Origin of the sequence: Streptomyces sp. NPDC048644 (genome assembly GCF_043199105.1) — a bacterium.
GTDB lineage: Bacteria > Actinomycetota > Actinomycetes > Streptomycetales > Streptomycetaceae > Streptomyces.
In genome coordinates this window covers 22,134-37,730 of sequence record NZ_JBICVO010000006.1, presented here as the reverse complement: position 1 = coordinate 37,730, position 15,597 = coordinate 22,134, and the positions used below count along the sequence as shown (strand labels likewise).

The 15,597-nt window shown below is 71.6% G+C and carries 11 protein-coding genes, 1 tRNA gene and 1 riboswitch; of the genes, 9 read left to right on the top strand and 3 right to left on the bottom strand.

Annotation, left to right across the window (positions count from 1 at the left end; all coding sequences use genetic code 11):
- The first annotated feature begins 268 nt into the window (after positions 1-268).
- The 5 genes from ACGFNI_RS15205 to ACGFNI_RS15185 all read left to right on the top strand — a co-directional run bounded on the left by ACGFNI_RS15205 (position 269) and on the right by ACGFNI_RS15185 (position 6,272).
- Positions 269-619, top strand: a complete 351-nt coding sequence (locus tag ACGFNI_RS15205; protein WP_393683957.1) for a metallopeptidase family protein — start codon at positions 269-271, stop codon at positions 617-619.
- Positions 620-778: 159 nt separating this feature from the next.
- Entirely contained in the window at positions 779-1,498 is a 720-nt protein-coding gene (locus ACGFNI_RS15200; protein ID WP_393683955.1) for a hypothetical protein, read from the top strand.
- Positions 1,499-1,784: 286 nt separating this feature from the next.
- Positions 1,785-4,007 carry a DEAD/DEAH box helicase gene (locus ACGFNI_RS15195; protein WP_393683953.1) on the top strand — a complete coding sequence of 741 codons (2,223 nt, stop codon included), beginning with the start codon at positions 1,785-1,787 and terminating at the stop codon, positions 4,005-4,007.
- 201 nt (positions 4,008-4,208) lie between these two features.
- Positions 4,209-4,281 (top strand) — tRNA-Lys (locus ACGFNI_RS15190).
- Between the two features lie 464 nt (positions 4,282-4,745).
- A complete protein-coding gene (locus ACGFNI_RS15185; protein WP_393683951.1) occupies positions 4,746-6,272 on the top strand; it encodes an RICIN domain-containing protein in 1,527 nt (508 codons plus the stop codon).
- Between the two features lie 63 nt (positions 6,273-6,335).
- On the opposite strand, the gene ACGFNI_RS15180 is transcribed toward ACGFNI_RS15185, so the two are convergent.
- Both ACGFNI_RS15180 and ACGFNI_RS15175 read right to left on the bottom strand, forming a co-directional pair.
- Complete coding sequence (locus tag ACGFNI_RS15180; RefSeq protein ID WP_393683949.1) at positions 6,336-6,824, bottom strand: hypothetical protein; 489 nt, start codon at positions 6,822-6,824, stop codon at positions 6,336-6,338.
- Between the two features lie 43 nt (positions 6,825-6,867).
- Positions 6,868-7,965 carry a hypothetical protein gene (locus ACGFNI_RS15175; RefSeq protein WP_393683948.1) on the bottom strand — a complete coding sequence of 366 codons (1,098 nt, stop codon included), beginning with the start codon at positions 7,963-7,965 and terminating at the stop codon, positions 6,868-6,870.
- 411 nt (positions 7,966-8,376) lie between these two features.
- Between ACGFNI_RS15175 and ACGFNI_RS15170 the strand changes: the two genes are divergently transcribed.
- From ACGFNI_RS15170 to ACGFNI_RS15160, 3 genes are all read left to right on the top strand, one after another.
- Positions 8,377-9,096, top strand: a complete 720-nt coding sequence (locus ACGFNI_RS15170) for a hypothetical protein (RefSeq protein WP_393683946.1) — start codon at positions 8,377-8,379, stop codon at positions 9,094-9,096.
- A gap of 67 nt (positions 9,097-9,163) precedes the next feature.
- Positions 9,164-11,008, top strand: a complete 1,845-nt coding sequence (locus ACGFNI_RS15165; RefSeq protein WP_393683944.1) for an FG-GAP-like repeat-containing protein — start codon at positions 9,164-9,166, stop codon at positions 11,006-11,008.
- Positions 11,009-11,461: 453 nt separating this feature from the next.
- Positions 11,462-12,598, top strand: coding sequence for a PP2C family protein-serine/threonine phosphatase (locus tag ACGFNI_RS15160; protein WP_393684629.1), 1,137 nt, complete (start codon positions 11,462-11,464; stop codon positions 12,596-12,598).
- Between the two features lie 42 nt (positions 12,599-12,640).
- Here ACGFNI_RS15160 and ACGFNI_RS15155 read toward each other — a convergent pair whose 3' ends face one another.
- Complete coding sequence (locus ACGFNI_RS15155; RefSeq protein WP_393683943.1) at positions 12,641-13,732, bottom strand: DUF2332 domain-containing protein; 1,092 nt, start codon at positions 13,730-13,732, stop codon at positions 12,641-12,643.
- A 436-nt stretch (positions 13,733-14,168) separates the two neighbouring features.
- Positions 14,169-14,320: riboswitch (cyclic di-AMP (ydaO/yuaA leader) on the top strand.
- 11 nt (positions 14,321-14,331) lie between these two features.
- On the opposite strand from ACGFNI_RS15155, the gene ACGFNI_RS15150 reads away from it, so the two are divergent.
- Entirely contained in the window at positions 14,332-15,513 is a 1,182-nt protein-coding gene (locus ACGFNI_RS15150) for a M23 family metallopeptidase (protein ID WP_393683941.1), read from the top strand.
- The last annotated feature ends 84 nt before the right edge of the window (positions 15,514-15,597 follow it).

The window sequence follows — 15,597 nt, the reverse complement described above, 5'->3', positions numbered from 1 at the left end:
GGACCGTTCGCCAAAACGGTTTACCCGGGGCCGTCCGCGGGGGCCCGAAAGGGGGGCGGCGGTGGGTGTGCCGGTGGCGGCGCCCGGCCGGTTCTCCCGGGGCTCCCCGGTGCGCGGGCCGCCGCCCCGCTCCGGGGCCCCCACGGACGGCCCCGGGGCGGGAGCGGGTCAACTCGCGTCGCCGGATGTGGTCTTCGGCCAGGGGTGCTCCGGCGCGGCCGGGTGTACGGGGCGGTCGGATCCGGGGCCGGTGGCGGAGAATGGCGGTGTGCTGGAAATGACGCGCGAGGAGTTCGAGGAACTGGTCGCCGAGGCGCTGGACCGGATCCCGCCGGAGCTGACCCGGCTGATGGACAACGTGGCGGTGTTCGTCGAGGACGAGCCGCCGTCCGACGATCCCGACCTGCTCGGGTTCTACGAAGGGACGCCGCTGACCGAGCGCGGGGAGTGGTACGCGGGGGTGCTGCCGGACCGGATCACCATCTACCGGGGGCCGACCCTGCGGATGTGCGAGAACCGCGAAGACGTCGTCGCGGAGACCGAAGTGACGGTGGTGCACGAGATCGCGCACCACTTCGGGATCGACGAGGAGCGGCTGCACGCGCTGGGGTACGGCTGAGGTCACCGGGACGGGTGAGGTGCCGGGCCCCGGGGTGCGGGCGGCCGGGCCCCGATCAAGGGTGCGTGGCGCGTGTCCTCAAGCGGGGGGCGGGAGTTGGGCAAGGCGTCCCAAGTCCCCGCGGCGCCGCCCAGCGCTCCGGATCCGGAGGTCCCGCCCGTGCGACCGATCCCTGCCCCGCGCCACCCGCTCCCCGCTCCGTCCCGTGCCGCGCGGCCGGCGCCCGGCGGGGCGCGGGTGCCCGCGCAGCCGTCCGCGCCCGCCGCTTCCCCGGCCCCCGTACGCCGTGCGCTGGCCCGTGCCACCGCCTCCGTGGCCGTCGCCGCGTCGCTGGCCGCCGCGCTGTCCGGCTGTATGAGCGTGAGCGACCCCGTTCCGAAGCGCTCGGGCGGCAGCGCGCCGCACGGTGAATCGGACGGCAGGGGTCCGAGGGAGCCCGGTGGCCTGACGGCGGACGGCAGCGGTGACGGCCCGCGCCGGGCGGAGCCGTACGGCGGCGGGACGGGCTCCGGTGGCACGAGCGGCTTGAGCGGCACGACCGGCGGGGCGGGCCGGGAGGTGGATGACGGCGTGCCGGGCGAGGCGGCGCAGGACCGGTCCGCGACGCCGGACGGCGGGGAGCGGGGGACGGGCGGCGGGGCCGGCCACAAGGGCGGCGAGACGCCAGGCCGTGACGGGCACCCCGGAGGCGGTACGCAGCCGGCGCCCTCACCGTCGGATGAGGCGCCCTCGGTGCCCGCGTCGCCCACTCCGTCGGCCCCGACCGGATCGCCGACCCCGCCGCCGAGCACCTCGGCCACACCGTCGTCCCAGGCGTCAGGACCCTCGCCCGTGGCGCCGGACGAATCGCCGTATCCGCAGGCGGGGTGGGATGCGTAGGCGGGCGGAGAGCTGTCGGGGCGCGGTGCGGCGCGGGCCGGTCGGTGACACGCGGGGAGTGCGGGGGCTGGTGTCCCGCGGGGTCGGCGTGAGAAGGTCATTTGCCTTCCTGGGGGCGGAGTGCGTATGGTGGTAGATCGTTTGATCCCATTTGCCCGGCGCCAGAAAAGAAGCGCGCCGCGTGGCGCGTTCTCTCCCTTGCCGTGGCTGACCGCATAGAGGCGGTCTTTGTGAAACACACGGAGTTTGGGCGCGTGCCGAGACTCCGGAAGGTTTCGCATTTCGCATGTCAATTTCCACTGAACAGTCCGTCATGCCCGCATCCGACGAGCAGGCGGCTGCCGCGGTGAGCGAGCCGGTCGAGACGGCCGCAGCGGCCGAGACGACCGACGCCCCCGAGGCGACCGAGCCCGCCGAGCCGCAGGTCACCTTCGCGGACCTGGGCCTCGACGAGAAGATCGTCCGCAAGCTGGCGCAGAACGGTGTCACCACCCCGTTCCCGATCCAGGCCGCGACGATCCCGGACGCCATCGCCGGCCGCGACATCCTCGGCCGTGGCCGTACCGGCTCCGGCAAGACCCTCTCCTTCGGCCTGCCGCTGCTGACCCAGCTGGCCGGCGGCCAGACCGAGAAGAAGCGCCCCCGCGGCGTCATCCTCACCCCGACCCGCGAGCTGGCCATGCAGGTCAGCGACGCGCTCCAGCCCTACGGCGACGTCCTCGGCCTGAAGTTCAAGGTCGTCTGCGGCGGTACGTCCATGGGCAACCAGATCTACGCCCTGGAGCGTGGCGTCGACGTGCTCGTCGCCACCCCGGGCCGGCTGCGCGACATCATCAACCGCGGCGCCTGCTCGCTGGACAAGGTCGAGGTCGCGGTCCTGGACGAGGCCGACCAGATGGCCGACCTGGGCTTCCTGCCCGAGGTCACCGAGCTGCTCGACCTGGTGCCGGCCGGCGGCCAGCGGATGCTCTTCTCCGCCACGATGGAGAACGAGATCGGCACCCTGGTCAAGCGCTACCTGACCGACCCGGTCACGCACGAGGTCGACAGCGCCCAGGGCAACGTCACGACCATGACGCACCACGTCCTCGTCGTGAAGCCGAAGGACAAGGCGCCGGTCACCGCCGCCATCGCCGCCCGCAAGGGCCGCACCATCATCTTCGTCCGCACCCAGCTCGGCGCCGACCGCGTCGCCGAGCAGCTGCGGGACGCCGGTGTACTCGCCGACGCGCTGCACGGCGGCATGACGCAGGGCGCGCGCACCCGCACCCTGGCCGACTTCAAGGACGGCTACGTCAACTGCCTGGTCGCCACCGACGTCGCCGCCCGCGGCATCCACGTCGACGGCATCGACCTGGTCCTGAACGTCGATCCGGCCGGTGACCACAAGGACTACCTGCACCGCAGTGGCCGTACGGCCCGTGCGGGGCGGTCCGGCACCGTCGTGTCGCTCTCGCTGCCGCACCAGCGCCGGCAGATCTTCCGCCTGATGGAGGACGCGGGTGTGGACGCCTCGCGGCACATCGTCGGCGGCGCCGGTGCCTTCGACGACGACGTCGCCCAGATCACCGGTGCGCGCTCGCTCACCGAGGTCCAGGCCGAGTCCGCCGCCAACTCCGCCAAGCAGGCGGAGCGCGAGGTGCAGGAGCTGACCCGCGAGCTGGAGCGCGTGCAGCGCCGCGCCACCGAGCTGCGCGAGGACGCCGACCGGCTGACCGCCCGCGCCGCCCGTGAGCGTGGCGAGGACCCGGCCGAGGCGCTCGCCGCCGTCGCCGCGACCGTGGAGGCCGCTGCCGCCGAGGTCGCCGCCGTGCCGGCCCAGCCCACCGCACCGGACGAGCGCCGTCCCGCCGAGCGCAGCAACCGCGACGAGCGGGGCAACTTCGAGCGCCGTGACCGTCGTGACGACCGCTCGGGCGGCGGTTTCAACCGTGACCGTCGGGATGACCGTTCCGGTGGTGGCCGTTCTTTCGACCGTCGTGACGACCGGTCGGGCGGTGGCTTCAACCGTGACCGTCGTGACGACCGTTCCGGTGGCGGTTTCAACCGTGACCGCCGCGATGACCGTTCCGGTGGTGGCCGTTCTTTCGACCGTCGTGACGACCGGTCGGGCGGTGGCTTCAACCGTGACCGTCGTGACGACCGTTCCGGCGGTGGCTTCAACCGTGACCGCCGCGATGACCGTTCCGGTGGCGGCCGTTCCTTCGACCGTCGTGACGACCGCTCCGGTGGCGGCTTCAACCGCGACCGCGGCGACCGTCCGAGCCGCCCGTTCAACCGTGACGACCGCTCCGGTGGCCGTCCGTCCTCCGGCGGCTACCGCTCCGGTGGCGGCGACCGTCCGTTCAACCGTGACGACCGTTCCGGTGGCCGTCCGTCCTCCGGCGGCTTCCGCTCCGGCAACAGCGACCGCCCCTACGGCCGTCGTGACGACCACCGCGGCTCGGGCGCCGGCACCGGCTCCTTCGGCCGCCGTGACGACAAGCCGCGCTGGAAGCGCAACGGCTGACCCGCGACCGGCGCACCGCCGCCGGTGAGCTGATCCGCCACAGGGCCCGTACCGCACGCAAGTGCCGTACGGGCCCTGTGCGTTGAGGTGCGGGCGACCGGGTGGCGGACGGCGCAGGGGCGGGCCGCTGAGCAGCCGGGATTCCGCCGATGGCTAATGTTTTCGGGCTGCGGCGCGGGCTCGGGCTATGCTGCTCGGTGCGGGCCATTAGCTCAATTGGCAGAGCAGTGGACTTTTAATCCATTGGTTCAGGGTTCGAGCCCCTGATGGCCCACCGCATGCGGCGCGGATCGGCGTCGCTGACCTGCGAGGCAGCGCCTCGGCCGGGAATCACCGGCCGGGGCGTTCCGTCTTTTCGGGCCCTTGCGTGGGCTCGGGGCGCTTCCCGGACTCCAGCTCGACGTGGGCGGCCGGGGTGAAGGTGATCAACTGCTGGTCGGTGGCGCCGTTCAGTGCCGCTCTGAGCGTGCGGCGGGGGCTCTGCCGGGCGCGGGCCCCGCGGCCTTCCGAACGGCTTCATCCCGGCCGGTACGGCCCTCTCCTCGGGCGGGATGCCGTCGCGACCGAGCGGTGCGCGTGCGGGAGTTGGCGGGGGAGGTGACCGGTGCGGTGTCTCGTCAATGTGTTCCCCAAGGATCACTCGGAAGTGATCTTGCCCAACCCGGTACTCGTGTGACTTTCTGGAATCAACATACAACCGCTTGTAATGGGCGGTCGGTGAACGGTGAAGGGACGACGATGAGCACTGCTCACGCGGCAAGCACAGGTGGCGAGGTCTCCGCCCCTCCGATCAGCACGGTCGCGGGCACCGGGGTCGCGGGGTTCACGGGGGACAACGAGCCTGCCGTTTCGGCCCAGTTGAACCGTCCGTACGGGATCGTGGTGGACAGCGTCGGCACCCTCTACTTCTCCGACTACAACAACCACCGGGTCCGGAAGATCACGACTGACGGGAAGATCAGTACGGTCGCGGGGACCGGGGCCGCGGGCTACCGGGGTGACAACGGCCCTGCTGTCTCGGCCCAGTTGAACTGCCCGCGCGAGGTGGCGGTGGACAGCGAAGGCGCCGTCTACATCGTCGACGCCAATAACCACCGGGTCCGGAAGGTCGCGGCCGACGGGACGATCAGCACGGTCATCGGCACGGGCGCCGCGGGCTTCAGTGGTGACGGCGGCCCCGCCACCGCCGCCCGGCTGAACCTCCCGTTGGGGGTGGTGGTGGACAGCGCCGGCGTCCTCTACGTCTCCGAATACCACAACAACCGGGTCCGGAAGATCACGACTGACGGGACGATCAGCACGGTCGCGGGGAACGGGACCGCGGGCTCCGGGGGAGACGACGGTCCAGCGATTTCAGCCCAGCTGAACCGCCCGCACGGAGTGGCGCTGGACGGCGAGGGTGTCCTCTACATCGCCGAGTACGGCGGCCACCGGGTCCGGAAGGTGGCGGCGGACGGGACGATCAGCACGGTTGCCGGTACGGGCGCCGCGGGCTTCGACGGTGACGGCGGCCCGGCCGCTTCGGCGAAGCTGAACGGCCCGGTGGGGGTGGTGGTGGACAGCGCCGGCGACCTCTACCTCTCCGAGTACGGCGGCCACCGGGTCCGGAAGGTGGCGGCGGACGGGACGATCAGCACGGTTGCCGGTACGGGCGCCGCGGGTTTCGGCGGTGACGAAGGACCGGCCGCTTCAGCCCAACTGAAGAACCCGTTCGGGCTCGCCGTCGACTGCGTCGACACCCTCTATATCGCCGACCACGTCAACAACCGGGTCCGGAAGATCGCGTCGCCGAAGATGGCCGGGCTGCCCGATGCGGGCACGGTGGTCTCCTGGGCGAACGTCCGGAGCAGGTTGCGGATGGCGGTCCTGCGTGAGTCCACCAAGGACGGGGCCGAGATCCACCAGTCCCTCGCCACCCCCAGGGGCCACCAGCGGTGGCGGTTGGTCGTGGCGGGCCAGGACAACGGTGACGTCCTGTACGCGATCGAGAACGTGCGCAGCGGCAAGGTCCTGGAGGTCGTCGGCGCGCAGGAGAGGGCCGGGGCGGTGGTCGCGCAACGTACCTACGAGGGAGTCGACGCGCACCACCAGCAGTGGCGGCTGATCCCGGTGGGTTCTGTGGCCGACACCCCGCGGGCGTACGAGATCGCGAACCGGAACAGCGGTCTGCTCCTGCGGGTCGACACCAATGCCCGCACGGTGATCAAGCAGCACGGGGCGGAGGGCGACCACCGGGAACGGCAGTGGCAACTGCTGCCCGTATGACGCACGAGGGGGCAGGGGCGAGATCGTCCCTGCCCCCTCGGGAGCCGTGCACTGCGTCGTGCACTACTGGGAATCGGACGTGTCCTCCGCGGTCGGCTTGGGTGCTTTGGGTGTCTCCGGGGCCTTGGGAGCCTTGGTGAAGTCGCTCTTCTTCGGCGTGCTCTCCAGGTCCTCGTCCTTCTGCAGGCCGCTGTGCTCCGTCACCGTCGTACTCGACTCCTGCATGCCTGCGGCAGCCGCCGTGGACACCGAGCTGGGATTCCCGGCGTACTGGGCCTGCGCGCCGGCCGACTCCTGGGTGGTCTGGATGAAGGAGCCGAGGAAGCCCAGGACGGCCCGCGCTTCGGGCGACTGCTCCTGCACGACCTTCGCGCGGGAAGTTGCCCCGTGGATCGCGTTGGGGAAGAGGCTCGTGCTCGTGTCGTCGTATGTGTCGTCGTCGGCGTCCTCGAAGTCGACGCCCGCGCCCGGCTGTGGCTTGGTGCCGTCGGTGGTTACGGAGAAGAGCCCCGCGCCTTTGCCTGCGAAGCCGAAGATGTTGTCGAACACCATGTCGTCACCCCTGGTCGTCGTCGTGGCGGCGCCGCCCGCCCGGTCAAGGCTGCTTGTGCAGCGCTCGTTGGCTGTCCGTCAGGCTCTCGCCGTCGAACATCGTGTGGTGGACCTCCAGGGCGGAGACGACCTCGGCCAGCCCCTTCATGCGGAAGCCGCCGCCCGCCAGGTCGAGGTCGCCGATGTCGCGGGCGACCAACTGGTCGAGCCCGGGGTGGTCCCCGGACTGCGGGGGAGACAGGACCGTCACCGGCACGTCGTACTTCACCGCGAGCAGCCCGGAGAAGGTCACCGGGATCTCGTAGGTGTACTGCTTGTGCGTACGCCGCTGCGTGACGAGGGTCTTCACGCGGGAGTCCGGCTCGATCTCGCCGGAGATCTGCGATTTCGAGGTCCAGCTGGTGGTCAGGGAGCCGCCGACGGAAGCCGTGATGCCCAGCGCCAACTGGGCGTTGAGCGTCGCGCTGCCGGTGGCGCTGCCCGTGGTCGTGAACGCCACCGAGTTCGTCACCGAGTTCGTTGCGGAGTTCGTCGCGGAGTTCCTCGTGGACGTCTCGGTGGCGTGGGCGTTGTCCACCCCGACGCTGTCCTTGCTGTTCTTGTTGGTCACGGTGTCCGTGTTCCTGTTCGCCACTTCGTTCTGGCTCTGCGCCTGAAGCTGCGACTGGAGGTCCATCTTGAGCTGGTTCTGCAACTGCAGCTGGAGCTGCGCGCTGACGCTGCCGCCGAAGGTGAGCCGGGCGTCTCCCTGGAGCGACCAGGTGACCCCGTTCGACACGGTGAAATCGACCGAGTCGGTGAAGGTCATCTTGGACGTCCGGCTGCGGTTGACGTAGGCGCGCGAGGAGAACGTGTCGGGCGGGGGCTGGCTGATGTTGCCCCGCTCCTCGATCAGCGGTTCTCCGAGGTTCATGTAGGCGAGCCAGCCCAGCTTGGACGCGGAGCCGGGGAAAGCACCGAAGCTCGACTTGTTCACGGAGAATCCGACGGGCTTGTGCCGCACGCCGTAATCGTCGACGTAAACCAGGTTGGGGTGGTCCAGGACGGACTGCCAGGTCTGCTCGATGCCGAGTTCCCGCAGGTTCTTCTTCGTCAACGGCTGGCGCTTGGCCCGTTCCAGGTTGTACGCGTTGGAAGGCATTTCCCCGTCCTCGACTAATTCTGGTCGAACCGTGCTCGGTGAAGTGGAAATAGACATATGCGTATGTTCCGAAAATCGAAGTTATCACGGGGTCCATTGCCCGGGAAGAAGCCTCTGAAGATCACGCTCAATCGGGTGAACGGGGTTCGCTGACCGTCCCCAACTCGGGGGAACCGGCGGTAAGTTGAGGCGCTGTCGATCACTCGGCCGACGGCCTTCAGGCAGCCCCGTCCGCGGGTGTTGTGGCCTCGACCGTTGCCGTGGATCAGGGCATGGGCTTCGGCCGTCCATTCACCTTCGGATTCGTTTCGATCGAGGGCGATTCGGCCTGCCGTGATTCCGCGTGATCGACCACTGGACTGAGCGTCCGACGCGTTGTTCTCCATATCCAGAACAGGTGAGGTTTCCGCGATGTACACCCAAGAACGCACGACGATGGCGAATTTGGTGGTCGGCGGCCCGGTGGCGGTGAACAGTTATGACAACGCAATCGTGGCAGCGCTGATCGAGAACCGGCCGGTCATGCTCGTCCACGCCTTCAACGGCGGCTACCTGCGGCCCGCCGAACTGAAGGAGGAGAGCCACGACAAGGGGGTCCAGCTGGCCACCGCGCTCGACCCGGCCACCAAGGAGGCGCAGGGCCACCTCTGGCACATCACCCCCGCCGGCTTCTTCGGGCAGCGACCGCTGTACTTCATCGAGAGCGCCGCGGGCCAGGTCTCGCCCAAGCCCGCCGGTGCGGGCGAAGCCGGCGCCGGGCGCGGCGACGACGGTGCGCCGAAGCCGCAGCGCAGGCGCATCACCGTCCACCAGGATGCCCCCAAGAGCACGGCCGACACCGTCCAGGTCGGCCTCCCCGACAAGGTCGGCGACAAGTGGCGCGGGAAGAACGGCGCGCCCGAGGACACCCAGCTCTGGGTCGTCACGGTGACGCCGTGGGGCGGGATCACCTTCGTGCCGATCACCCACCCCGACGCCATCCTCGGGTTCAAGGACCACGCGGTGACGGCCAACAGCGAGGTGCGTCTCACCTACAACTGGGGCGGGGACTTCACCGGGACGGTCATCAACACGTTCTACCCGCGGCTGCCCAACGAGTGGAGCGTCCCGTACCACCACGTCTTCACGTGATCCGCGGCCACCGCTGTGCCGAACCCGTCCCGAGTCAACGCCCGTACCGCCTGGAAGAGGCACCACGATGTCCGTGCCCACGGAAGAACTGAAGCTGGAGATCGTCAACGCCGCCACGGGGAAACCCCTCGGCGCCAAGGCCGCGCCGAGCGCGGACGGGGCGCTCGTCGTCCGCGACTTCCCCGATGGCGGCCCGAGCCCTGAGCAGTGGCAGCTCGCCCCCGTGCAGGCCGCGCAAGGCGGGCAAGCGCAGGACGACCAGGTCTATGTGATCCGCAACGCGGTCAGCGGCAAGGTGCTCGACAACCCCGCCGCCGCGGACCGCGGTGTCCGCCAGTGGGACGCCGCCGCCGGCAAGAAGGGCCAGCAGTGGCACGTCGTCCCCGTCGAGGGCGAGGCGGGCCTCTTTTTCATCGAGGGCGCGACCGATGGCGCCGTTCTCGACCTCGCCGACCCCGGCGATGACGACACCAGGATCGTCCTGCGCGAGCACGACGACAGCGCGGAGAGCCAGCGGTGGCGGTTCGTCCCGGCCGAGCCGGAGCGCATCAGCGACCCCGTGCTGCGCTGGTCATCCCTGAGCCACTGGAACGGCCGCCGGTCCTGGCGGCTGGCCCGCTCGACCGCGCTGCGGCCGGCACCCGACGCGACGCCTTCCTTCAGCGACCTGCTGCTGGTCCTGGAGCAGTTCGGGAGCGACCAGGACGCCGGGGGATGGAAGACCGCAGGGGCCACCCGCTCTCCCGGCGGGCAACCGGGCCGGTGGGCCGGGGCCGGTGCGCGGTTCCTCGCCGACACCACGGGCGCAGGGCGGGAGGACCTCGTCGGGATCGAACCCGCGAAGGGCGCTGTGACGTCGTCCAGCAGGGGCGACGGCACGTTCGGCGACGAGCGCCTCCTGCACCGACCCCCGCCCTCCCCGAGCCCCGAGGACCTGTGGACCCTCGCGGACACGACCGGCGACGGCAGGACCGACGTCGTCGTGCTCGCCGTCGACGGTGTCCGGGTGTCCTCCCAGGACGAGAGCGGGACGTTCGCGCCCGCGGGCGGCGAGCTGGTCCTCAAGGCGTTCGGACACGGCCGGCAGGCCGGCGGGTGGCTTGCCGACAAGCATCCCCGCTTCCTCGTCGACACCACAGGTGACGGCAGGCTCGACATCGTGGGCTGCCACGACGACGGCGTCCGGGTGTCACTCCAGGACGAGGAGGGGAAGTTCGCACCGGTCGCCGATGAACCCGTTCTCCGGGCGTTCGGCCACGACGAGAAGGCGGGTGGCTGGCTTGCCGACAAGCATCCCCGCTTCCTCGTCGACACCACAGGTGACGGCAGGCTCGACATCGTCGGATTCCATGACGACGGTGTCTGGGTGTCGCTCCAGGACGAGGACGGGACGTTCGCCGAGCCCCTGTACGTCCTCGACGACTTCGGGGTCGACCAGGGGTGGAGCTCGGTTGCGGAGCACCCCAGGTTCCTGGTCGGGACCACCGGCGGCGGAGCGTTGGACATCGTCGGGTTCGGCCCGCAGGGCGTCGTCGTGTCACGCGGGCGCGGCGACGGCACGTTCGAGCGCCCGAAGCTCGTCCTGAACGACTTCGGGCTCGCCCAGGGGTGGACGGGCGGCAAGCACCTCCGGCTCCTTGCCGACGTCACAGGCGACGGCAACCCGGACGTCGTCGGCTTCGGAGACGAGGGGGTCTGGGTGTCGCACAGCCGCGGCGACGGCCGGTTCGAGCAGGCCCAGTTGGTGTGCCGCGGGTTCGGGTACAACGAGGACGCGGGCGGCTGGCGGGTCGACCGCCACTCCCGCTTCCTCGCCGACATCACCGGTGACGGGCGCGTCGACATCGTCGGCTTCGGCGGCCCGGGGGTGTACGTGGCCCGGAACCTCTTCCGCCGCTTCAGGACCCGGTAACCCTCGCAGGGCGCGACCGCCGGGTGCGTCCGGGGGCCGGTCGGGAGCATCCGACCGGCCCCTGTTGTCGTGCCGCGTCCTGGCCCGAGGGACGGGGCAGCTCAGGCGGGTGACTTCCGGCCGCTGCCGTCGCCGGGGCCTTCCGTGCGGTCCGGTTCCTCGTCGCCGGGCCGGGTGCGCGCGGGGGAGCCTGCGTCCTCGCGTCCTTCGGTCTGCTCGGCACCGCGCTGCTGGCGGCCGGGCTGCTGCGCACCCGGCGCGCCGAGCCCTGACCGACCCTTCCGTGACCCGTCCGGCCCACGAGGAGTCGCTGCCGGGCCCGGCACCCGAAAACCTGGGGGACGGGTGCCGGGCGCCGACGGACGAAGGGACGGGCAGGGCCGGGCCCGGCGGACGAAGGGGCCGACGGCTCAAGGACGGACGGGCGCCAGGAGCGGGAAGATGCCGGTGCGGATGCGTCGAGGCGGGAGGGCCCGCACGGGCGAAGGGGAACGGCGGGCACGCCGGGCGCAGATGTCGCCCATCGGCCGCAGGCTGGCGCGCTGGCTGCCCGCGATCCTGATCGCCTCCGGCCTGGTCTTCGACATCGTCACGCCGGCCCGCTACACCGCGTCGCCGTTCTTCTCGGCCGCGCCCCTGGTCGCCGCGCCCCTGCACTCGCTGCGCAGCACGGCCGTCACGGCGGTCGCCGCGGTGGCAGGCGCGGTGTGGGTCGTGGCGTATCACGGTGCCCGTGACACCAACGAGTCCGCGACGGAGGTCTCGACGGTCTTCGTCGTCGCCGTACTCGCGCTCGGCATCAACCGGGTCGTCCGGAGGTCCGACGCCACGCTGGCGTCCGTACGCGACGTCTCGGAGGCCGCCCAGCGGGCCGTGTTGCCCACGCCGCCCGAGCGGGTCGCGGGGCTCGCGGTCGCCGCCCGGTACGTCGGGGCGCAGGCCGACGCCCGGATCGGCGGGGACCTCTACGCCGTGCAGGACACCCCGTACGGCGTGCGGCTGATCGTCGGCGACGTACGGGGCAAGGGCCTCGAAGCGGTGGAGGCCGCCGCGATCGTCATCGGGGCATTCCGGGAGGCGGCGGAGCAGGAGGCCACGTTGGAGGCGGTGGCGGGCCGGCTGGAGCGTGCGCTGCAACGGGAGGGCGGGCGGCGCGAAGGGCTCGACCAGTTCGAGGGGTTCACCACCGCCGTCCTCGCGGAGATCCCGCCCACGGAACACGTCCTGCGGGTGCTCAACCGCGGGCACCCGCCGCCCCTGCTGCTCGCCCCGGACGGCGGGCTGCGGGCGCTGCCCCCGGCATCGGCGGCGCTGCCCCTGGGCCTGAGCGAGGTGGCGGGGTGGCCCGACCGGTCGGACGAGACGTTCTTCCCGGCCGGGTCGGTCCTGCTGTTGTTCACCGACGGGCTGACCGAGGCCCGCAACCGCACGGGAGTGTTCTACGACCCGGTCGCCCGGCTGCGCGGACGCCATTTCACGGGGCCCGACGCGCTCCTGGACACACTGGTCGACGAGGTCGCCCGGCACACCGGAGGGGCGGGGACGGACGACATGGCGCTGCTGGCGGTGCAGCGGCCACTGCCGGCGTAGGGCGTGGCCGGTGGGCGTCGCGGCGAGGGGCGGCGGTGGTGCCTACGCCGTCCCCGCCACCCAGTGCAGGCTCCGGCCGTGCTGCCCGGTGAGGGCGACAGGACGCTCGTCCAGGGAGAGCGTCAGCAGCGGCTCCCGCTCCGCCGGGCCGAGCGCGTCGCTGTGCGGGGCGGCGATCCACGGCAGGACGGAGTGGTGCTCCTGGGAGATCCAGTGTCCTGCCCCCGCCCGCTGGGCGAGCAGCTCCCGCACGCTCGCGGCGAACCGCTCCCGGCGGTCCGGTGGCAGGTAGGTCAGTACGGCGGTGTGGAAGACGACCAGCGTGGCGTCGGCCGGCGCTTCGGCCGCGAGCGCGGGCAGTTCGTCGACGAGGTCGCCGCGCACCATCCGAGGGCGCGGCGCTCCCCGTACGGCGTCGACGGCGGCCGGGAGGTGCTGCGCCCGCTCGGTCGCCCCGGGCCAGATGAGCGCCTGGAGCCAGCGCAGCGCGTCGGGGTCACCGACCGGATCCAGCGGATTGAGGTCGATGCCGCCCCGCCAGACGACCTCGGGCAGCCGTCCGGGCGGGGCCGCCCAGTCGTCCGGCACCCGGGCCTCCCGGCTCGTACGGCACCGGAACGTCACCGGGCTGCCGGACGGGCCGACCTCCACGGCCGCGCCCGCGTCCCCGCCGTCATCGAACGCGTACCGGTAGCGGTCCGGGTACAGGCACAGGCCGGCCGACGCGCCGACCTCCAGGAGGGCCAGCGGCTGGGGGAGGCGGGCCAGCAGCGGGAGGAGGGTGGCGCAGCGGGCCGGTTCGTTGGTCTGGGTGGCGCGCCGCATGATCACCGCGCGGACCTCGTCCCAGTGCCTGATGGTCCACTCGCGCCAGCGGCGGTAGGCGAGGTCGCCGCGCGGGCCCTGCTCGGCGTGCGGGCCGTCGAGATGGCGGACGGCGGCGAGGAGGAGGTTGGGCTGCTGCTTGTTGCCGGGCGGCAGCGAGCCCGCCAACAGCTCGCAGAATTCCGGGTCCTGGCTGATCCGCGCCGTCAGTTCCTCGTGGGCCTCGCACTGCCCGCGCGCCTGCCACCAGGAGAAGTCCCGGTAGCGATCCGCCAGTGTCTGCCCGTTGTTGACGAAGTTGACGACCATGATCAGACGCTACTTCCCTCACGTTCCGTGATTGCCGCGCACCCCTCTGCATAACAAGTGATGCACAATCACGCGCAGCCCGTTTCCCGCCGGACGGTCAACTCGCCCTGTTTAGAACCTTGGTGGGCCCATAAGTCCAGGCCAAAGCTGGTGAGTAGGGGATGCGGATTCGTGAGAACGCTTGGAAATCCGCGGCCATCTCTATTACTGTCCGATAACGGAGCGCGGTCGTCCCAGCCGTCGCAAGAGGCGGCACCGTGCGCCGACGCTGAATCCTGCAAGCGCTCTTCGGGCGCCTCGGGCATCACGGGCACCACCGCTGGTCACGACCTGCACGTTCACCGCAGCATGCCGCGATACGCCGCAGTACCGCAGCATCGAAATTTCACGAACTGCCGTGAACTGCAGGGAATTTCCGTGAACTACGGGAAACGCCCTGGAATGTCGGATGGATCCCGAACCGCGCGGAGGGAACCGGGGAACCACCACCATGGGGTGAATCGGACGCCTCGCGCCAGAGGCCGCCCGTAGGAGACCTTCCTGCTCCGAACCCGTCAGCTAACCCGGTAGGCGAGAAGGAAGGAAAGGAGTGCGCCCCCGTGGCGTCCAACAGGTCTGCCCCCGAGGCTCCGTCCGCCTACGCCCTCGACGACACCGCCCCCTTCGACGGCCCCCGGCCGTCCGGCGGCCCCGGCCGTGCCGACGCAGGTGAAGGACCGTGGGAGGAATGGAACCCCACCGAGGAATCCGTCCGCGCCGCCCGCGGCAAACACCGGGTCGCCAAGCAGCGCAGCGGGGGATTCGCCCGCGGTGGCACGGTCCTCGGTGTCGGCGTCATCGCGGCGGTCGGCGCCGGCGGGATGGCCACGGCCGAGGGAAAGCCGCCGGTGCCGATCTCCGTGCCTGACCTCGGCGCGATCACCGACGACCTCTCGGAGAAGCTGCCGGACGCCGAATCCCTGCCCGGCATCGGCCCCCTCATCTCGGACGACTCCGACGCGGCAGCCGACACCGCGGCCGACTCCGCCGCACCAAAATCCGGCACCCACGCCACCTCCGCCACCCACGCCACCTCCGCCACCCACGCATCGGCACCGCTCTCCTCCGCCGGCCTCACCCCGGACGACGGCACCCAGGGGACGGGCGGCGCGGGCGAGGCGCTGCGCAGCCGCATCCTCCAGCAGGCCGACGCGCAGCAGAGCGCCGCCGAGCGTGACGCCCGTGACGCGGCCGAGCAGTCCGCCGTCGAACAGGCCGAGAAGACCGCTTCGGCGGCGCAGAAGAAGGCCGCGGCGGCCAAGGAGGAGGCGCGGGCCGAGGCCGAGCGCGAGGCGAAGGCGGCGGCCCACAAGAAGGCGGAGGCCGAGCGGCTCGCCGAACTCGCCAAGAGCTACCTCCTCCCGGTCACCTCGTACACCCTCACGGCGAGCTTCGGCCAGGCCGGCGACCGCTGGGCGGCCGACCACACCGGCCAGGACTTCGCCGCCCCGACCGGCACCCCCGTCAAGGCGGTGCACTCCGGCACCATCACCCAGGCGGGCTGGGCCGGTTCGTACGGCTACCGCGTCGTCCTCACCCTCGACGACGGCACCGAACTCTGGTTCTGCCACCTCTCGTCCATGGTGAAGACCTCGGGCAAGGTCGGCACCGGCGAGGTCATCGCCCGCGTGGGCGCCACCGGGAACGTCACAGGACCCCACCTCCACCTGGAGGTCAGGCCGGGCGGCGGCGACCCCGTCGACCCCATGCCCTGGCTGCGGGACCACGGCCTGAAGGTCTGACACCGGGCGGGGCTGGCACGGCGGTCACGGCACGGCCGGTCGGCGGGGCGGGCCCGGTAAGGCGGGTCCGGCACGGCTGATCGG

Coding starts and splice junctions, on each gene's coding strand:
- ACGFNI_RS15195 (WP_393683953.1), top strand. CDS start 1,785: ATGTCAATTTCCACTGAACAGTCCGTCATGCCCGCATCCGACGAGCAG.
- ACGFNI_RS15185 (WP_393683951.1), top strand. CDS start 4,746: ATGAGCACTGCTCACGCGGCAAGCACAGGTGGCGAGGTCTCCGCCCCT.
- ACGFNI_RS15180 (WP_393683949.1), bottom strand. CDS start 6,824: ATGGTGTTCGACAACATCTTCGGCTTCGCAGGCAAAGGCGCGGGGCTC.
- ACGFNI_RS15175 (WP_393683948.1), bottom strand. CDS start 7,965: ATGCCTTCCAACGCGTACAACCTGGAACGGGCCAAGCGCCAGCCGTTG.
- ACGFNI_RS15170 (WP_393683946.1), top strand. CDS start 8,377: ATGTACACCCAAGAACGCACGACGATGGCGAATTTGGTGGTCGGCGGC.
- ACGFNI_RS15165 (WP_393683944.1), top strand. CDS start 9,164: ATGTCCGTGCCCACGGAAGAACTGAAGCTGGAGATCGTCAACGCCGCC.
- ACGFNI_RS15160 (WP_393684629.1), top strand. CDS start 11,462: ATGCGTCGAGGCGGGAGGGCCCGCACGGGCGAAGGGGAACGGCGGGCA.
- ACGFNI_RS15155 (WP_393683943.1), bottom strand. CDS start 13,732: ATGGTCGTCAACTTCGTCAACAACGGGCAGACACTGGCGGATCGCTAC.